We start from the raw sequence: 18,852 nt of genomic DNA, 5'->3' as shown, positions 1-18,852 counted from the left end.
ACCTGCAAGTTCCCTACCTACTATTTTTTAAGCTGATAGAGCCTTTGAATGGCAATTATTTTAGCTGTAGCGATAGTTTGTATCTTGTCTAAAAGCTAAAATGTTCAGCATCAATCGCCATTAAACTTTTAGCTCCATTTCTTAAACAAGCTAGATGTCCATGGGCTCTTGGCAATATTCGATCAAAATAGAAGTCAGCGGTATTGAGTTTGGCTTGATAAAACTCTTGTTCTTGTGTTGAATTTGCCATTGCATCTTGTGCCGTCTTCGCCATTTGAAGCCAAATATAAGCCAAAGTGATGTAACCTGACAGCATCAAGTAATCAACAGAAGCCGCGCCTATTTCATCCATGTTTTTCGCAGATTTCATCGCGATGTCTCTAGTAACAACGGTCCAAAGCTCGACAAACTCGATTAACATAGCGCTATGCTCAGCAAGAGAATTATTTTGATTGGCGTGGCAAAACTCTAGTATTTCATCGGTAAATTCATTAAGCAATTTACCTTCATTGCCAATGACTTTTCGACCGATCAAATCTAATGCTTGGATACCGGTTGTACCTTCATAAAGACAGCAAATTTTGGTGTCTCTTAGTAATTGTTCCATGCCCCATTCTTGAATAAAGCCGTGACCGCCTAGCACTTGAATACCATGACTGGCATTTTCTACCGCGGTTTCTGTTAAAAATGCTTTTGCAATCGGTGTGAGTAATGCCAATCGATTGTTTGCTGCGGTTATCTCACTCTCAGTTTTACCTGCATGGGTTACATCGACTAAATGGGCAAGCTTGGCAACTAATGCTCGACCTCCTTCGGTAATCGACTTTTGTGTTAACAACATGCGCCTTACATCGGGGTGAACAATAATAGGATCGGCAGGACCATCCGGGTTCTTAACACCAGTCATTGAGCGCATTTGTAATCGATCTTTGGCATAGGCAAGGGAGCCTTGAAATGCCGCTTCAGAGGCAGAAACACCTTCATTGGCAACGCCTAAACGAGCACCATTCATAAAGGTAAACATGCAGTTTAAACCACGATTTTTTTCACCAATCAAATAGCCTTTTGCATTGTCGAAATTTATCACACAAGTTGCGTTCGCATTAATGCCCATTTTGTGCTCAATGGAACCACAGCTAACGCCATTTTTATCTGCGATAGTGCCATCATCGTTAACGTTAAATTTAGGTACGATGAACAATGAAATGCCTTTTGTACCAGCAGGGGAGTCTGAAATTCTGGCAATTACCAAGTGAACAATATTGCCTGATAAGTCATGTTCGCCGGCAGAAATAAAAATCTTGCTACCGTTCAGAGAGTAACTACCATCATCGTTCAAATCAGCTTTAGTACGCAGTAACCCAAGATCGGTACCACAATGAGATTCTGTTAGACACATAGTGCCGGTCCAAGAACCATCAACTAAGCTAGGCATGAACATTGCTTTTTGTTGTTCGCTGCCATAACGCTCAAGTGTTGCCATACAGCCATGACTCAGTCCTGGATACATTGCAAAGCTGTGGTTTGCCGCTGATAACATTTCACTTATCGTGGTGTTTAATGAGTGCGGTAGACCTTGACCGCCAAACTCTTCAGACTGTGATAATGTTGGCCATCCGCCTTCAATATACTGGCTATAAGCATCTTTGAAGCCGTCAGGAGTCGTAACGTCACCATTACTCCAAGTACAGCCTTGTTGATCACCAATTTGATTAATCGGCGCAACAACTTGTTCGGTAAATTTGGCCGCTTCAGATAGGATCGCATCCACCATTTCGATGCTGGCATCGTGATAGCCTAGATGTTGATAATGGTTATCGCAGTCAAGAAACTCCTGCATAACAAACTTATAATCACGCAGTGGCGCTTTGTATTCAAACATAATAATTCTCTAATAAAAGTTGGCTTTAAAACCAATCTGCTTGGGTGTCGAAGCTCGTGCTATCTATATTCTTCACAAGACTTCCCCAGTGATAAGTCAACGGCAATTCACTATTAAAGAAATACTTCATAGCTTGCAGCTTACCGTTATAAAAATTTTCGTCATCAATGTGCGGTTCATTTGCCAGAGCGTTAGTGGCGATAGCACTTTGTTTTAACCATAACCAAGCGATAGTGATATGGCCGAACATATTTAAGTAGCTCACAGAATTTGAAAACACCATATCAATTTGTTGGCTCTTCGCCGCGGTTAACACTTCAGTGGTTACGCTTTGCAAGTTATCGATTGCTAATTGCAATTGCTGTGCATATGGCTTCAGGCTGTTAACCTGAATTACTTCATCAATGGTGGTTTTCATTTCATCGATAAACATGTTGTAGCCGGTAAAGTTATTCATTGGCACTTTACGACATAGTAAATCTAGAGATTGAACACCTGTTGTTCCTTCGTGTATTGGATTTAGACGATTGTCTCGATAAAACAGTTCGACTGGATGCTCGTTGGTATAACCGTGTCCGCCAAGAACTTGAATCGCCAAGTCATTTGATTTTGGTCCCCATTCTGAAGGCCAACTTTTGATCATCGGTGTTAGGAAATCGAGAATGATTTTCGCTTTTTCACGCTCTTCTTCTGTTGGCGCGGTAGCCTCATCATCGGCTAATTGATGGCCGTATAAACAAAGCGCATAAGCACCTTCCGAATAAGCTTTTTGCGTTAATAGCATGCGCTTAACGTCTGGGTGTTCAATTATATTTACCGGCGGAGAATGCGGATCTTTACATGAGAGTAATCGACCTTGTGGTCTTTCTTTGGCATAGTGTAGCGAGTATTGATACCCGATCAATGCGGTTAATGCAGCGCCTGTACCTACTAATATTCGTGCTTCATTCATCATATGAAACATATACATTAGGCCTTTGTTTTCTTCACCTACAAGGTATGCGACAGCGCCATCTTTTTCACCAAAGCTAAGTGCCGTCGACGTATGTCCGCGGCCACCCATTTTATGAAATAAACCAGCAAGAGCAACTTCGTTACGCTCGCCAATACTGCCGTCTTCGTTAACCAAAAATTTAGGAACGATAAATAGCGAGATACCTTTAATGCCTTTCGGAGCGCCTTTTACTCGCGCAAGCACCAAATGAACAATGTTTTCATTTAAGTCATGGTCACCACCAGAGATAAAAATTTTATTTCCGGTTAAACGGTAATTACCGTCATCATCTTTAATAGCGGTAGTGGTCAAATCTGCAAGACCGGAACCAGCGCCGGGCTCTGTCATAGCCATGGTGCCAGCAAAGCGACCTTCACGCATTGGGTGAACCCACTTTTCTATTTGTTCACCGGTGCCGTGCGCTTCAATCAAGTTACAGTTAGCATGAGTTAAAGAAAGATAACCAAGAGACGTACTTGCTACCGAAGATAAATAAGCAAACGCACCACTGGCAGCGACTAATGGCAATTGCATGCCACCCATTTCGTAATCGGTTGTAGGTGCAGATAAACCAGCTTCCATGACCGCGTCTAAGCCAACTTTGATTTCAGGGATCATATGAATTTTTTCACCATCAAAAGTAGGCTCATTCATATCAACCTTTTGACGGATTGGTAAAAAATACTTTTCAGCGATAGCTTGCGCGGTATCAATTGCGCCATTAAAGGTTTCGTTGTCGTGATCTTGGTAGCGCTCTCGAGACGTTAATGCTTCAACATTAAACATTTCATAAAGATAAAATTCGATATCACGACGATTCATAATAGGTGCAGACATAAAAATACCCATAAACAAAAATAGTTAGGATAAATGTACCGCATTTAGAATTTAAAGTTGTCACATAGGTGACATTTTGACAGTGGGACAAGAATGAAAAAGCGACAAACAGTGTTGTTTGTCGCCTTATTTATTGCTCTCTATTCTTTAAATTTTATTCAACGGTGACCGATTTCGCTAAGTTGCGCGGTTGGTCAACATCGGTACCTTTGATGATGGCAACATAGTAAGATAATAGTTGCAGCGGCAAGGTATATACGATTGGCGCAATGGCTTCGTCACAATGAGGGACGTTGATGACTTTCATGGTGTCATCTGAAGCAAACTTGGCATCTTTGTCGGCAAATACATACATTAATCCGCCGCGAGCTCGAACTTCTTCAACGTTTGATTTTAGCTTTTCAATTAAATCATTTTGCGGCGCAACAACAATTACCGGCATATCGGCATCAATTAGTGCTAGCGGTCCGTGCTTCAATTCTCCGGCAGCGTATGCTTCAGCGTGAATGTATGAAATCTCTTTTAGCTTTAACGCACCTTCCATAGCGATTGGATATTGATCGCCACGACCTAAGAATAAAGAATGTTGTTTATCGGCAAAATCTTCAGCTAATGCTTCGATATCTTTTGCTAATGACAATACTTCTTCGAGCTTGTTCGGCAAGCTCATCAGCGATGCAACTAACGATTTTTGCTCAGCTTCTGTTAGTGTTTTATGTTGGCCAATGGCGATAGTCATCATCATTAAACCAACGAGTTGGGTAGTGAACGCTTTCGTTGAGGCAACGCCGATCTCGGCCCCTGCCTTGGTCATAAATGCTAAGTCAGATTCACGTACTAGAGAAGAGCCGGGCACATTACAAATACTTAAACTAGCGCGGTAGCCTAAATCTTTCGCAAGGCGCAGCGCCGCTAGTGTATCGGCAGTTTCACCTGATTGAGAAATGGTAACGATTAGTGCATTTTTAGGAACAAAGGATTTACGATATCTAAATTCGCTGGCGATCTCGATGTTGCAACTAACTCCTGCATATTGCTCTAGCCAATAACGGGCAACCATGCCTGAATGATAAGAAGTACCACAGGCTATAATTTGCACGTGTTCGATATCTTTAAAAATGTCATCGGCATTTTCTGTGTTGTTAGTGCTATTTTGAGATACACCAAAAGCATCGCTGGCGATCATGCCATTAGTAAAACGACCTTCAAGGGTATTACGAATCGCCGTTGGTTGTTCGTAAGTTTCTTTAAGCATGAAATGGCGGTACTCACCTTTATCACCTGCATCATGACTTACCGAGGCTTCTGTTATCTCACGTTCGACGCTGTTACCATCTTTATCTAAGATGTTCACTTCAAATCGCGTAATTTCCGCAACATCACCTTCTTCTAAAAATGAAAAACGACGAGTAACTGGCAATAATGCCATCATGTCTGATGCTAAGAAGTTTTCACCTAAACCATAACCAATAACGAGTGGACTACCAGAGCGAGCGACAACCACACGGTCTTTATCATTGGTGTCCATAATTACTGTGCCATAAGCACCTTCAAATTGGCGCGCGGCATTTTGCACAGCTTGTAATAATGACTCCGCCGTTTTTAATTCGTGGTGCACTAAGTGCGCAATTACTTCGGTATCTGTTTGTGATACAAATTCATAGCCAAGCGCAGTAAGTTGATCTTTTAATTCTTGATGGTTTTCAATAATGCCGTTATGAACAACAGCAATATTAGAGCCTGATACGTGCGGGTGAGCATTGGTTTCTGATGGAACACCGTGGGTTGCCCATCGAGTATGAGCAATACCGGTGCCGCCATGCGCTGGCGTTTGTTCAAGAGCATTGGCAAGCTCTTGTACTTTACCTAAGCGGCGCACACGGCTTAACTGATTACTGTTATCAATTACTGCAACACCGGCAGAATCATAACCTCGATACTCAAGGCGACGAAGGCCTTCTACTAAAATGTCTGCGACATCACGTTGTGCCACTGCACCAACTATTCCACACATATTGTTAATCTCTATTTAATTGTTCAGCGGCTTTAATTAGCAGCTTTGTTCACTTAATTTATTTCACTTGCGCGCAAATTAAGTTTACGCCTTGTGCCTTTATTTCGTTTTGTAATTCAACCGATAAACCATCATCGGTAATTAGCGTATCTATTTGCTGCCAGGTTAATTCGATATTAGGTATGCGGCGGCCAATTTTTTCTGACTCCACCATAACCACGACTTGGCGCGCAACGTCACTCATCACCTGAGATAGACCAATGAGCTCGTTAAACGTGGTTGTTCCACGCTCAATATCAATACCATCAGCACCAATAAAAAGCTGATCAAAGTCATATGATCTTAGTACGAGTTCGGCAACTTTACCTTGAAATGCTTCAGAGCTTGAGTCCCACGTTCCGCCGGTCATCAATAATGTTGGCTCATTTTCTAGTTCTTGCAGGCTATTGGCGATAGACAATGAATTAGTCATTACCACCAATCCTTTTTTCTGGTTTAGTTCACCGACGATTGCTGCCGTGGTGCGACCGCTATCGATAATAATACGATTGTGGTCATTAATTTGCGCTGCAGCCTCTCTGGCGATTGCTTGTTTTTGTTTCGAAACTTTTTCAGTATTTGAGGTCGCGGTAATTTCCGCAGGTAGTGATACGGCGCCACCATAACAGCGCAACAATAGCCCACTTTTCTCCAATTCAGCTAGATCCTTTCGAATCGTAACTTCGGATGTTTGGAAAAATGAAGACAGTTCATCAACCGTCACTTCGCCATTATCTGCTAGGCGCGTTAAAATTGTGTGTCGGCGTTGCTGAGTGTTGCGTTTTGACATATTGATGTATCGAAAGACTAAAGTTTCGTTTTCTTTTTATAAGTTTCGGTTCGTAAGTTTTGTAATTAAAGCAAAACTTAAGATAAAAGGCAAATATCTTTGAAAGCAGACAGCTAAAATGTTAAATTGTGCGCACAGTTTCAAATTGTATATACAACTTCATCGTTTTGATCGATAGAGGTTTATTATTTTGTATTTGTACCATTTGAATATAAAAATCAAAGAGAATTTAATGACTAAATCTAGTTTTACTTTGCTACAAGGTTCTATTCCATTACTGATCAGCATGCCTCACAACGGTGAAGGTGTGCCGTTAAATATTCAGAAGAAAATGACCGCCATAGGTCTCTCTGTGCAGGATACCGACTGGTATATGGATAGACTGTATGACTTTGCTAAAGAAATGGGCGCCTATATTTTGATGCCTAGATATAACCGTTATGTGATTGATTTAAATCGCGATCCAACCGGTGTGAATTTATATCCTGGCAGCGATACTACGGAACTTTGTCCAACCACGAGTTTTGAATCTATGCCACTTTATCAATCGGGTAAAGCGCCTGATGAAGAAGAAATACAGCAGCGTGTTGAACTATATTGGCAGCCATATCATCAAGCGATCAGTGATACCCTTAGTGAAATTAAGCAGCAATTTGGTAAAGCAGTAATGCTCGAAGCGCATTCTATTGCATCTCATGTTCCGCGTTTTTTTGAAGGTAAATTACCAGATTTTAACTTTGGTACAAATGATGGCGTCAGTTGTGCTAAGGAGCTGATTAATAATGTTGAAGCAATTGATTTTGCTAATTTTAGTCAAGTGACTAACGGCCGTTTCAAAGGTGGTTATATTACTCGCGCCTATGCCGATGTCGATGCCAATGTGCACACCTTGCAACTGGAACTTTCTCAAGCCACTTATATGGATGAAGAAATGCTTACTTATGATGAGGGCAAAGCAGCCACTGTTAAGCCAGTATTAGCAGCAATGGTTAATGCCATGGCTAAGTTTGCTAGTGCCCCGTCTTAAACATTGGTCCTAAACATTAGTCTTAAACATTAAACAAATTATAGATACAGATTTTAAATTTTACTTAAATTATAGGTTTTATTAGAGCGACAACATGAAACTATTTGCCGAAAATATTCTCCTCAGCGATGGCTGGCATCAAAATCAAACGCTAACCATAGACAATGGCATCATTACTGATATTCACAGTGGTAAAGATGATGATGCGACTGTGTTATCTGGCCCGGTAATTCCAGGAATGATCAATTGTCACTCCCATGCTTTTCAGCGGGGGTTCGCTGGTTTTTCAGAACAAGGTAGTGAAACCAATGATAGTTTTTGGACCTGGCGAAAAATCATGTATCAATTTGTTGATAATATTAGCGTTGAACAAGCACAAGTTATTGCCAGTCAGTTATATATCGAAATGCTTAAAGCAGGTTATACACGAGTTGCAGAATTTCATTATTTACATCACGACAAAGATGGTAGTAATCACCCAGAGTTAAGCGCTATGGCAAAAGCAATTTTTGCCGCGTCTAAATCAACGGGCATTGGTCTAACAATGCTACCAGTAATGTATCGATTTAGTGGTTTTGGTCCACTACCTGCTGTTGCTGGTCAAAAACGCTTTATCAACTCTATTGAGCAGTTTAATCAATTGGTATCTGATTGTTTCGAAATCACTCAACACCAAGAAAACTGTAATGTTGGTATCGCACCGCACTCACTGCGTGCAGTTGATAAAGAGTCCCTTGTAGCCGCTGTAAATCATGTGCGCGGTTTAGATGACAAAGCGCCAATACATATCCACATTGCCGAGCAGCAAAAAGAAGTGAATGATTGTATCGCGCATTACAATAAGCGTCCGGTGCAATGGTTGCTTGATAATATGCCGTTAGATCAACATTGGTGTTTAATCCATGCAACTCATATTGATGAACAAGAGGTAGACGGCATCATCGCAAGCTCAGCGATTGCTGGCATCTGTCCGACAACAGAAGCGAATTTAGGCGACGGTATCTTTCCAACCACTGAATTTATGGCCAAAGGCGGTCAGGTTGCCATTGGTTCAGATAGTCATATTAGCGTATCTGCTATTGAAGAAATTCGTTTACTTGAATATGCACAGCGTTTGATCAAACAGCAAAGAGCGATTTTGGCAAACAACAAAACTCGTTCGGTGGGTCAAAATTTGTGGCAACATGCTGCTAAAGCAGGGGCATTGTCGACAAGTTGCAATAGTGGTGAACTGGCTATTGGTAAACAGGCGGACTTATTGGTGCTTAACTCTGAACAAACACGATTATTCGCAAATCAAAACAAGAATTTACTTGATTCATTTATTTTTGCTAGCCAGCAAAATCCAATAAATGATGTGATGGTCAATGGCCAATGGCAGATTCAAAATGGTGAACATAAGCTGCAACAACTTAGCGCTGATGCCTTTGCAAAAGCGCTTAGAGATATTGCTGGGAATTGTGCTTAACTAATAATATTGAAGTTAAACTGAAGGCCCTGGAACGAATGTTTTAGGGTCTAAATACTCGGTATTGATCTATTTTGTCACACACCATCTTTAAGTGTTCGCGCCTTAAGCGTCGGTTCTCTTGACCCTCTTCACATGAAGATGTGTAAAATCCTTTTAACACTTCTCTAGATTCAGTTATTTCTTTCAAATAAGCCACCTCTTGCTTAGAGAACTTTTTCATTTCTTTATGCAAGCTGGTGTATATTTTAGACGGTGCTACGCGAGCTTTGGTATCTACAATATCCATAAATTTTTCATCAGCTTTGGTTGCACTTTCTTCAAACCATTCATTTAATTGTTCATTTGGAAAAAAATGAAGGTAAACAGCGATAGCGACGATAATGATAATAATATTTTTCAGCATGATTTTAATTTCTGGCCGATAATTGAGTGTATGGTTACATCATAACTAATTTTAACGAAATGTTAAAAACTTAATCTAAAACAAATTTTTAAACTTATTAGATGTTATACTCTAATTAATTTAACAATAAGATATTCAGGGTATTCACGTGGCAGAAAATCAGGCGAATAAGCCAGCGAAAACGGCACCTAGTAAAACGATTCCTGTTAAAAACATTAAAGTTCACAAGCCTAAGAGCGGCGCTGTTGAGCAGTATAAACCTCGCGATCAGATTTATGTGCGCAAGGTAAAAGGCTTTTATCAAGGCATTCGCCGTAAAATGAATATCCTATTTATGGCAGTATTCGCTCTTCTTCCTTGGCTTCATTTCAACGGCCAACAAGCGATTTTATTTGATATTGGTGAACAACGCTTTAATATTTTCTCTCTTACTCTTTGGCCGCAAGACCTGACATTATTGGCTTGGATATGCATCATTGGCGCATTCTTACTATTTTTCGTGACTACTTTTATTGGTCGAGTCTGGTGTGGTTATTTATGTCCACAAACCGTGTGGACGTTTATCTTTATGTGGTTTGAAGAAAAATTCGAAGGGGCGGCAAATAAACGCAGAAAGCGTGATCAAAGCCCAATGAATTTTGAGAAATTTTGGCGCAAGGCGGCAAAACATAGTTGTTGGATCGGATTTTCACTACTTACAGCAATAACCTTTGCCGGTTATTTTACTCCGATGCGCGAGTTGGCGGTCGATTTCTTCACCTTTAATGCTACGTTAACAATCACTTTAGTGATATTTTTCTTTACCTTTTGTACTTACGGTAATGCCGGTTGGATGCGCGAAGTTATGTGTTTGCATATGTGTCCGTATGCACGTTTTCAATCTGCAATGTTTGACCAAGATACGTTAACGGTTTCCTATGATTACAATCGTGGTGAAAGTCGAGGTCCACGGGGAAGAAAGGCCGACCCTAAAGAGCTTGGTCTTGGTGATTGTATCGACTGTAACCTCTGTGTTGAAGTTTGTCCTACCGGTATAGATATTCGCAATGGTTTGCAATATGAGTGTATCAACTGTGGCGCTTGTGTTGATGCCTGTGACGGCGTTATGGATCGAATGAAATATGATCGAGGTCTAATTAGTTACACCACGGAAACCAAACTTAAAGGTAAACATGTACATATTTTACGCCCGAAACTGTACATGTATGCCACGGTTTTAATTGTAATGTGTGGCTTCTTTATTACCGATTTAGCCACTCGTGTACCATTACAAATTGATATTATTCGCGATCGAAATACCTTAGCCCGCGAGAATATCGACGGCCTTATCGAAAACGTATACACATTAAAAATACTCAACAAGTCACAAATCGATTCGACCTATGAAATTGAGGTAGAAGGCCTAGAAAATTATACTTGGCAAGGTGAGAATGTGGTGACAGTGAAAGCAGCTGAAATTGACACCATTGCAATTAGTCTCGCCGTAGACCCTGTTGATATAAAAGGTTATATGACTGACATTTCTTTTGTTATCCATCAAGTAGAGCCTGCGGATAATGATGTTATTATCAAGCAAAGCAGCGTATTCTTTAACAAGCGCTAATTCATTGATAAAAAATAGGTATAAATGAGCGATTTTAGCTTTAAGGAATTGACTCCTGAGACCATTATAGATGGTCTCGAAGAACATGGTTTTTCAGTAGCAAGCGGCTTATTAGCGCTTAATAGTTATGAAAATAGGGTGTACCAATTTCATGATGATGACCGGGTTAAATTCGTTACCAAATATTATCGACCGAATCGCTGGAGCCTTGAGCAAATTCAAGAAGAGCACGATTTTGCTTTAGAACTACAAGATGCTGAATTGCCTCTGGTAGCGCCAATCGTAAAAGACGGGCAAAGCATCTTTAGCCACAAGGGCTTTTACTTTGCCGTGTTTCCTTGTCGTGGTGGTCGCATTTTTGAAGTAGATAATCTTGACCAATTAGAATGGATGGGACGTTTTATTGGTCGTATTCATGCAGTATCAAGTACTACAGATTTCAAAACGCGGCCAGAAATTAATACCCAAGAATTTTTATTCCAAGCAAAAGAGATCATTAAAGATTCTTCTATGCTTAGCAGTGGCCTAGAAAAACCTTTCTTTACTATCCTTGACCAAGTCATTGACATTGCTGACAACCAATATAAACCGAAAAAGCTTATTCGTTTGCATGGTGACTGCCATGCAGGCAACATTCTTTGGACAGATGCCGGCCCTCACTTTGTTGACCTAGACGATTGTCGAAGTGGACCTGCAATTCAGGACCTTTGGATGATGCTCTCTGGCGACAGACAGGAAAGATTGTTACAATTAGATACATTGTTAATGGGCTATGAAGAGTTCTTTTCATTTGAACTTTCAGAGCTATCACTGATAGAATCGCTTAGAACCATGAGATTAGTAAATTATATGGCTTGGTTAACGAAGCGATGGGAAGATCCGGCGTTTCCGAGAAATTTTCCTTGGTTTAATACTGAAAAGTACTGGGAACAGCAAATTTTAATGTTAAAAGAACAATTTGCAATTCTAAATGAACCAAGCCTAACTTTAAGCGGTCTATAATACCAAGTTCAATCATATACAGGATTAAGAGAACATAATGAAAAAGTTTGTAGGAATAATATTTGCGGCACTACTAATGCCGTTTTCAGCACTAGCAGCAGATTACGAAGCTGGTAAACATTATACGGTTATAAATGAAACGATCACTGCAAAACCCGAAGTTCGTGAGTATTTCTCGTTTTATTGTCCTGCTTGTTTAGCGTATGAACCGGTAATGCATAAAATTGAAGCGTCATTACCTAACGGTACGCCATTCGTTAAAAATCATGTTGATTTTATGCGTGCAGCAAGTCCTGAAGTGCAGTTTGGTTTAACCAAAACCATAGTTGCAGCAGAGGAGTTTCCTCAAAAAGACTTAATTATTGCTGCAATATTCAATGCAATACAAAAAGAACGTAAACCACTGGCAACACTGCCTGAATTGGTTGAACTAGTCGCGAAAACTGGCGCTGATGCGGCAAAGTTTGAAAAGCTAATGAATAGCTTTGGCGTTAACTCGAAAGCGAAGCAAATGAAAAAGAGCCAAGATCTAATGACTAAAAAACGCGTACTTACTGGCGTTCCTACAATCATTGTTAACGGCAAATATCGTGTCAATGCAAAAGAATTAAGTCGTGCTGACATTGTAAATGACTACGTAAATATTGTTAATTACTTACTTACTTTAAAATAAATAAAAACACGTAGGTCAAATTCGAAAAATCCCGAATTTTTATTCGGGATTTTTTTATTCTTCAAATAACTAGTCAGTCAATTAAGTAATTAATTCTTCGCTTTGTTGTTTTTCTTTAGCCCTTTTATCTAATCCGTATTTTAACTCCTTTTTTTAGCACATAATCAAAGATTGGGTTTTCCGTTAACTTTCCTCTGTCCCTTTATAAATATGACATTTTTATTTGTATTGTTTGTTTATTGACCTATATTAAAGTTATCTGATACAGCGAAGTAGCAGATAAATATTGATGAGTTCAAGGAATGAATTACCATGTCTTTATTTAGAAAACAGGTATTACAAAGTCAGAGCCAAAGATTGCCGGGAGCGGTTTCTCTGTCGCAACCATTTTCACTTAAGCTTTGCGTGCTTGTAACGCTGTCTATCTTTATTTTTATCATTACGTTCTTAAGCGTTTCTAACTATAGCCGTAAAGCTACTGTGCGTGGATTTCTCAATCCAGATAAAGGCCTAATCAAAGTATTCTCTCCACAACTTGGAATCATCGGACAACTTCATGTTGATAATGGTGAACAGGTTAAGCGTGGCCAAGCTTTGGCAACAATTGTTAATCCTAACTCGACAATATTAGACAGTGAGCAAAGCAGTGATTTGAATGCGCAATTAATTACTCAATTAGAAGCGAAATATCAGTTAGTGACGTTTGAGCAGGAAAACCTAGAGCAATTAAAAACAACGACATTAAATAAACTTAAAACACGTGAACAGTATTTAAAACAACAGCAACAAGCCCTAGTAAAACAACAGCATGTTCTTGAACAGAAAAAAGTACTTGTCGATCAACAAAACCTTCAATTCGAGAAGCTGTACCAGCAGGGGCATGTTTCCGAGCGAGATCAAAAACAGCAAAAGCAGCTGTTACTTGAAATAAAGCAAGAGCAATTAGTATTGCAGCGATTAATGTTAAACCATAAAAACGAGCAGGCTGAAATACAATACCAATGGCAGGTATTACCGCAACAATACTTATCAAAAATTAACGCTTTAGAAGGTGATAAAAGCGAGATTAAAAATCGATTAATGCAATTGAAAAATCAACAACGCTATACCGTAACAGCAAGTACCTCTGGCCAAATTACATCGGTGCAAGTTGTCGCGGGCGAGGCCATTGATTCGAGCAAGCCTTTAATGCATATATTACCATCAGGTGCCAAATTAGTAGCGACCTTACTTGTGCCAAGTAGAGCCGTTGGATTTATCCAAAAGGGAGATATCGCTAGACTGAGGTTTGATGCTTTCCCTTATCAAAAATTTGGCATGATCAATAGTGATATTGAGAGTATAGATCAGTCAATTATGCTACCCAATGAAGTCGCATTGCCAATAGCGCTACAAGAGCCAAGTTACCAAATTAAAGCTACTTTAAATGAACAATATGTATCAGCCTATGGTCAGTCATTTGCATTAAGAAGCGGGATGCTATTTGAAGCTGATGTAGAGTTAGAAAAACGTGCGGTTTTTGAATGGTTGTTAGAGCCCTTAATTAGCTTAAAGGGAAAAATAAATTAATAAAAGGAATTTGCTTTAGTCACTTGGTCTATTCATTTAGCTTTTTATTTTAGCTATTTAGTTTAGCAAAAGGCTTTAAGCAAAAGTGCCGCTCGTCGTGATTTCGGGCGACATGAATGTGACCAACGGAGTTGGTTAATTTTACAATCGATATGATATGGATATCGAATTATTGACAAGGAAAGCAAAATGAAAGAGTTAAATGTTATTGAAATTCAGCAAGTTAATGGTGGCATTATCCCGATATTAATTGGTGTCGGTAAAGGCCTTATTGCTATCGGTGCGGTAGTCACAGCAGGTTATGCACTTTATAACCTAGGAGAAGAAGCTGGTTATGACTATATCTCAAATTAATTTATAAGGAAGAAATTATGAAAGTATTAAACATCAATGAAGTACATCACGTATCTGGTGGCATTGTGCCAGTCATTATTGGCGTCGGAATTGCAATCGATATTTATTTGTATGGCTTTATGAAAGGGATTGAACGAGGCCTAGCAGAAGGTTAACGACCATTATCTGCGAATAGCCTAAAAACTTTAGGGGGTTCGCCCCCTTTATTTAATTTATTGAATTAGGAGAAAGGTATGTTTATTGTCAAAGCCAAATTATTTTATTGCTTGATGGCGATTTTGATTCTGGCATTTTTAATTGGTATGTCTAGAACGATGGATATGTATTATTTAGCGATATATGCAATGGTTTTTCTGATGCTAATGTCCGGCATATATGTGTTTGCTCGTAAGAGCTTTAATTATTTTTTATGGATGATAACGCTACTTCCTGCATTTTATTACGCTGTAGAATTACTAAACAATGGATCTAATATAGTAGTGGCGATAGCACAATTATCACTGTCGATTGGACTAAGCTACTATTGCTTTTTATCAGTCAGAGCGATGGCTCAGGAATAGTTATGATGCAAGAAAAGGAACGGATACCTTTAAATTTCTCACTGTTTAAATCAGTCCCTATAATCTATCAAACCCAAATGTCTGAATGTGGGCTGGCATCACTGGCGATGATCGCGAGTTATTATGGTCACACCATAGACTTGGTATCTATTGGCAAGCGGTTTAACGCTGCTCAGCGTGGCATGAATTTGCAACAAATGATGGATGTTGCTAATCAACTAAATCTAGCTTGCCGTCCATTACAGTGCCCGTTAAATGAAATATACAAACTCTCTTTACCCTGTATTTTGCACTGGGATATGAACCACTTTGTGGTGCTTACCAAAATTATCGGAGATGGTCCAAATAGCAAAATCATTATACATGACCCTGCGAAAGGACAATGTCGATTGAGTCGGCAAGAATTTTCTGAGCATTTTACTGGAATTTGCTTAGAACTTACGCCAACTTCTTCATTTAAGCGACAAAAGCGTCGATCTTCATTTAAATTTTATCAATTATGGAGTCATATCACTGGTATCAAGTCGGGTTTGTTGAAGCTGATCTTGCTCAGTATTGTGTTGCAAGGATTGGCTTTATTATCGCCCTATTATATGCAATGGGTTATCGATGAAGTTGTGGTCAGTTATGATCGATCATTATTATTGGTGCTTGCGATCGGTTTTGGTTTTATCGTCATTGTTTCTAGCGTTACTAAGGCGCTGCGTAGCTGGCTGACATTGAGACTGTCTAGCCAGTTAAATATGCAAATGGGAATAAACGTTGTAAACCACTTACTGAGATTGCCAATGCAATATTTTGAATCAAGGCATGTAGGTGATGTTGTTTCTAGGTTTGGCTCTTTAGCACAAATTCGAGAACGAATAGCCAATGGTTTGGTTGAGACATTTATGGATGGTGTAATGTCTATTGCTGTACTTGTGGTGTTGTTTCTTTATTCGGTCAAACTCACCTGTGTAGTTATAGTGGCAATGATGGTCTATTTGCTACTTAGGCTGGCAATTTTTACTCCTTTTAAACAAGCTACTGCCACTGCAATTGAAAGCTCGGCAAAGGAGCAAAGCAATTTTTTAGAAAGTATTCGAGGCATACAAACAATCAAATTGTTTGCCAACGAATCGCAACGTCAAAGTCTATGGCAAAACCGTTACAGTGAGGTGATCAACGCCCATATTAGAGTGGGACGTTTATCGATCAGCTTTGAATTCATTAAAGGGCTTATTTTTGGTATCGAGAATATTGTACTCATATATTTTGCAGCGATGGCAGTGATTGCGAATCAATTAACTTTAGGCATGGTCCTGGCTTTTGTCGCCTATAAAGGGCAAATAATCGAGCGCTTTAGTAATGTGATCGAACAAATTATTCAGTTTAAGATGATGCGTCTTCACTTAGAGCGGATTAGCGATATAACGTTAACACCTGTTGAGGAAAACCTTCATGGCATCGCCACTAATGAGCAATGTCTAGGTAAATTAGAGTTAGACAATGTATGTTTTCAATTTCAACAAGGTCTTCCACCCTTGCTTAACGGTATTAATTTAACTGTCGAAAGCAATGATTGCATTGCCATAACTGGATTATCTGGTAGCGGTAAAACAACATTGATGAAAATAATGCTCGGTTTGCTAAAGCCAACATCGGGACGTGTGCTCCTTGATGGCAAAGATATCATGCAAATTGGTTTACAAAACTATCGAAAAACAATTGCCTCAGTAATGCAAGATGATACTTTATTGGCAGGTAGCATCGCCGACAATATCAGTTTTTTTGACCCTCAACCTGATTTGGAAAAAGTAGCTAAATGTGCGAAACATGCCGCGATTGATGCTGATATTAGGCAAATGGTGATGGGATATAACACTTTAGTTGGTGATATGGGAGCCAGTTTGTCCGGTGGTCAAATCCAACGTATTTTGTTAGCACGAGCATTGTATAAATCACCGACAATGTTGTTTATGGACGAAGCGACTAGCCATCTTGATAAAGCCAACGAAATGTATATATCCAAACAAATTCAATTATTGTCGATGACACGTATTATTATTGCTCATCGTCAAGAAACCATTGCCCAAGTAGATAAGGTATATACGCTAGTTGATGGTAAATTAAGCGAGCAATGCACTGACGCTAAAATAGCGGTTTAATTATCTTTAACTCTGCTGAAGTGGCTCTTTGGATTGGTATAGTATTACTTAAGCTCTGCCTGATATTTGGCGTATAAACGATAACTCAATGCCACGGCGATTAGGCTTAGTGCGATGCTTGCCACAATTTGCCATATCGACATATCTTGAACTCCGCTGCCCGCCAATGCGAATATTGCCATTTGTGGAAAGTAACCTAAATATGATCCGCCAATAAATGGTAGCGGCTTTATCTTGGCCACGCCGGCAGCCAAGTTGAGCAAAAAGTTGTTCCCTGCGGGTATCAAGCGAATAATGAACGCTTTTTCGAAGGTATGATGTTGCAAGAATTTGTTGATGATAGATACTTTATCGGAGTATTTTTTCATAATTAGCGGGCGAGCAATAAACCGAGCAACAGTATAGCTGATGCAGCATCCTAAAAACGCTGCTAAGGTGGACAGCAAAGTGCCCAAGACAAAAGCAAATGCATAACCACCGATAAACGCTGCTACTTGTCTTGGCAACCCCACGGCCATAGCGAGAGAAACGACTATTAGATAGTGATAAATTCCACTTTGCTCGGTCGCCATTTGCTGTTGATCTACCCATTCTTTATTTATAAAAGAGAATAGTCCAGAGTAATTAAAAAACAGCGCCAAAATGACACTAAACAACAAAAACATTAGTAAAAATTTAATGCTTTTCTGATGTTTATCATAAAAACGAAGAAATCGGCTGGCCATGAGCGCTACCTGGCAATTAGCGTTTGTTTAGTCATTTAATAATTGGTTATTTGGCTGGGCAAATGATGACTTTCTTGGCATCGATAAATTGCTTAGACTTATTGGTACTGACGTAATTTAATGCACCTTCAACTAGAAGTTGTTCACCAAGAACCGCCTTGTTGGCAAAAATCTCAGCCGGTTTGCCCCATAGATGCACCATTCGATGAATTTTCTGGCCACTAAAATGATGATCAGATTCAACAAAACCAGGTTCATTAATTGTCACTTCAAACTCTGCCAAAGTTTTATCACCGTCGGTGGTAACCAATTTAATTTCTGAATGCAATGTGGCATGGCAAACAAGTTGATTTATTCCGGTATGGATGCCTTTACCGATTAAAGAAAGTGACTCTACCTGAACATAATCTTTACCGGTTTTACGACTTGTCGCTAATGCACCATGTAGCAAGACTAACTGACCTTTATCAGCATAGATAAAGTGCTCTTCTACATGGTGCCCTTCAAAATGACACTTATGATAGCTGGTCCAATCTTTGAAGCTCTTGGTCTTTTTATCAAACCAGGAGTGATTACTTGCAATCACAAACTCTGCGATTGGTACTACAGGATTCGCTCGATACCGTATTTCAGGTTTGGCAACTAAATTACCAGCAATAATCATATGACATTGCTGTTTCTTTTCGGCTGGGTTTACATTCGGTCGTTTGCGTTCTGTCATAACTTAAATGGGCTTATAAAGATTACCTGTATCATAAGAAA

Annotated in this window: 17 protein-coding genes; 10 read left to right on the top strand and 7 right to left on the bottom strand. The window is 39.6% G+C overall.

The window, feature by feature from the left end; translation table 11 throughout:
* Window positions 1-88: 88 nt before the first annotated feature.
* The 4 genes from LT090_RS15735 to LT090_RS15720 form a co-directional block, all read right to left on the bottom strand.
* Complete coding sequence (locus LT090_RS15735) at window positions 89-1,882, bottom strand: acyl-CoA dehydrogenase C-terminal domain-containing protein (protein WP_068544486.1); 1,794 nt, start codon at window positions 1,880-1,882, stop codon at window positions 89-91.
* A 25-nt stretch (window positions 1,883-1,907) separates the two neighbouring features.
* Window positions 1,908-3,713 carry an acyl-CoA dehydrogenase gene (locus LT090_RS15730; protein ID WP_068544485.1) on the bottom strand — a complete coding sequence of 602 codons (1,806 nt, stop codon included), beginning with the start codon at window positions 3,711-3,713 and terminating at the stop codon, window positions 1,908-1,910.
* 154 nt (window positions 3,714-3,867) lie between these two features.
* Window positions 3,868-5,727: a glutamine--fructose-6-phosphate transaminase (isomerizing) gene (glmS, locus tag LT090_RS15725; protein ID WP_068544484.1), complete on the bottom strand. Its 1,860-nt coding sequence runs from the start codon at window positions 5,725-5,727 to the stop codon at window positions 3,868-3,870.
* A gap of 58 nt (window positions 5,728-5,785) precedes the next feature.
* Window positions 5,786-6,556 carry a DeoR/GlpR family DNA-binding transcription regulator gene (locus LT090_RS15720; RefSeq protein ID WP_068544483.1) on the bottom strand — a complete coding sequence of 257 codons (771 nt, stop codon included), beginning with the start codon at window positions 6,554-6,556 and terminating at the stop codon, window positions 5,786-5,788.
* A 232-nt stretch (window positions 6,557-6,788) separates the two neighbouring features.
* Between LT090_RS15720 and hutG the strand changes: the two genes are divergently transcribed.
* The gene (gene hutG, locus LT090_RS15715; RefSeq protein WP_068544482.1) at window positions 6,789-7,583 is read left to right on the top strand and encodes an N-formylglutamate deformylase; all 795 of its coding nucleotides are present in this window, start codon (window positions 6,789-6,791) and stop codon (window positions 7,581-7,583) included.
* Window positions 7,584-7,677: 94 nt separating this feature from the next.
* Window positions 7,678-9,051, top strand: coding sequence for a formimidoylglutamate deiminase (locus LT090_RS15710; protein ID WP_068544481.1), 1,374 nt, complete (start codon window positions 7,678-7,680; stop codon window positions 9,049-9,051).
* A gap of 43 nt (window positions 9,052-9,094) precedes the next feature.
* Here the strand turns inward: LT090_RS15710 and LT090_RS15705 are convergent, their stop codons facing one another.
* Window positions 9,095-9,457, bottom strand: coding sequence for a hypothetical protein (locus LT090_RS15705; protein ID WP_068544480.1), 363 nt, complete (start codon window positions 9,455-9,457; stop codon window positions 9,095-9,097).
* Window positions 9,458-9,605: 148 nt separating this feature from the next.
* Here LT090_RS15705 and ccoG point away from each other — a divergent pair, with 148 nt between their 5' ends.
* From ccoG to LT090_RS15675, 8 genes are all read left to right on the top strand, one after another.
* Window positions 9,606-11,060 carry a cytochrome c oxidase accessory protein CcoG gene (gene ccoG / locus LT090_RS15700; RefSeq protein ID WP_068544479.1) on the top strand — a complete coding sequence of 485 codons (1,455 nt, stop codon included), beginning with the start codon at window positions 9,606-9,608 and terminating at the stop codon, window positions 11,058-11,060.
* 24 nt (window positions 11,061-11,084) lie between these two features.
* The gene (locus LT090_RS15695) at window positions 11,085-12,062 is read left to right on the top strand and encodes a serine/threonine protein kinase (RefSeq protein ID WP_068544478.1); all 978 of its coding nucleotides are present in this window, start codon (window positions 11,085-11,087) and stop codon (window positions 12,060-12,062) included.
* 37 nt (window positions 12,063-12,099) lie between these two features.
* Window positions 12,100-12,735 (top strand): thiol:disulfide interchange protein DsbA/DsbL, encoded by a 636-nt coding sequence (locus tag LT090_RS15690; RefSeq protein ID WP_068544477.1) that lies wholly within the window; start codon window positions 12,100-12,102, stop codon window positions 12,733-12,735.
* Window positions 12,736-13,047: 312 nt separating this feature from the next.
* On the top strand, window positions 13,048-14,304 hold the full coding sequence (locus LT090_RS15685; RefSeq protein ID WP_068544476.1) for an HlyD family secretion protein: 1,257 nt from the start codon (window positions 13,048-13,050) through the stop codon (window positions 14,302-14,304).
* Window positions 14,305-14,493: 189 nt separating this feature from the next.
* Entirely contained in the window at window positions 14,494-14,658 is a 165-nt protein-coding gene (locus tag LT090_RS16875) for a class IIb bacteriocin, lactobin A/cerein 7B family (RefSeq protein WP_082897018.1), read from the top strand.
* 17 nt (window positions 14,659-14,675) lie between these two features.
* Window positions 14,676-14,813, top strand: a complete 138-nt coding sequence (locus LT090_RS16965; protein WP_112424271.1) for a class IIb bacteriocin, lactobin A/cerein 7B family — start codon at window positions 14,676-14,678, stop codon at window positions 14,811-14,813.
* Window positions 14,814-14,891: 78 nt separating this feature from the next.
* Complete coding sequence (locus LT090_RS15680; protein WP_068544475.1) at window positions 14,892-15,218, top strand: hypothetical protein; 327 nt, start codon at window positions 14,892-14,894, stop codon at window positions 15,216-15,218.
* Window positions 15,219-15,220: 2 nt separating this feature from the next.
* Window positions 15,221-17,365, top strand: a complete 2,145-nt coding sequence (locus tag LT090_RS15675) for a peptidase domain-containing ABC transporter (RefSeq protein ID WP_226996497.1) — start codon at window positions 15,221-15,223, stop codon at window positions 17,363-17,365.
* 44 nt (window positions 17,366-17,409) lie between these two features.
* Here the strand turns inward: LT090_RS15675 and LT090_RS15670 are convergent, their stop codons facing one another.
* Both LT090_RS15670 and LT090_RS15665 read right to left on the bottom strand, forming a co-directional pair.
* Window positions 17,410-18,090, bottom strand: coding sequence for a TVP38/TMEM64 family protein (locus tag LT090_RS15670; RefSeq protein WP_082897017.1), 681 nt, complete (start codon window positions 18,088-18,090; stop codon window positions 17,410-17,412).
* 46 nt (window positions 18,091-18,136) lie between these two features.
* Window positions 18,137-18,811, bottom strand: coding sequence for a single-stranded DNA-binding protein (locus tag LT090_RS15665; protein WP_068544474.1), 675 nt, complete (start codon window positions 18,809-18,811; stop codon window positions 18,137-18,139).
* Window positions 18,812-18,852 lie beyond the last annotated feature (41 nt).

Source organism: Thalassotalea crassostreae (genome assembly GCF_001831495.1).
GTDB lineage: Bacteria > Pseudomonadota > Gammaproteobacteria > Enterobacterales > Alteromonadaceae > Thalassotalea_A > Thalassotalea_A crassostreae.
The sequence above is the reverse complement of the archived record's forward strand: the minus strand, read 5'-3'. Positions and strand labels throughout refer to the sequence as shown.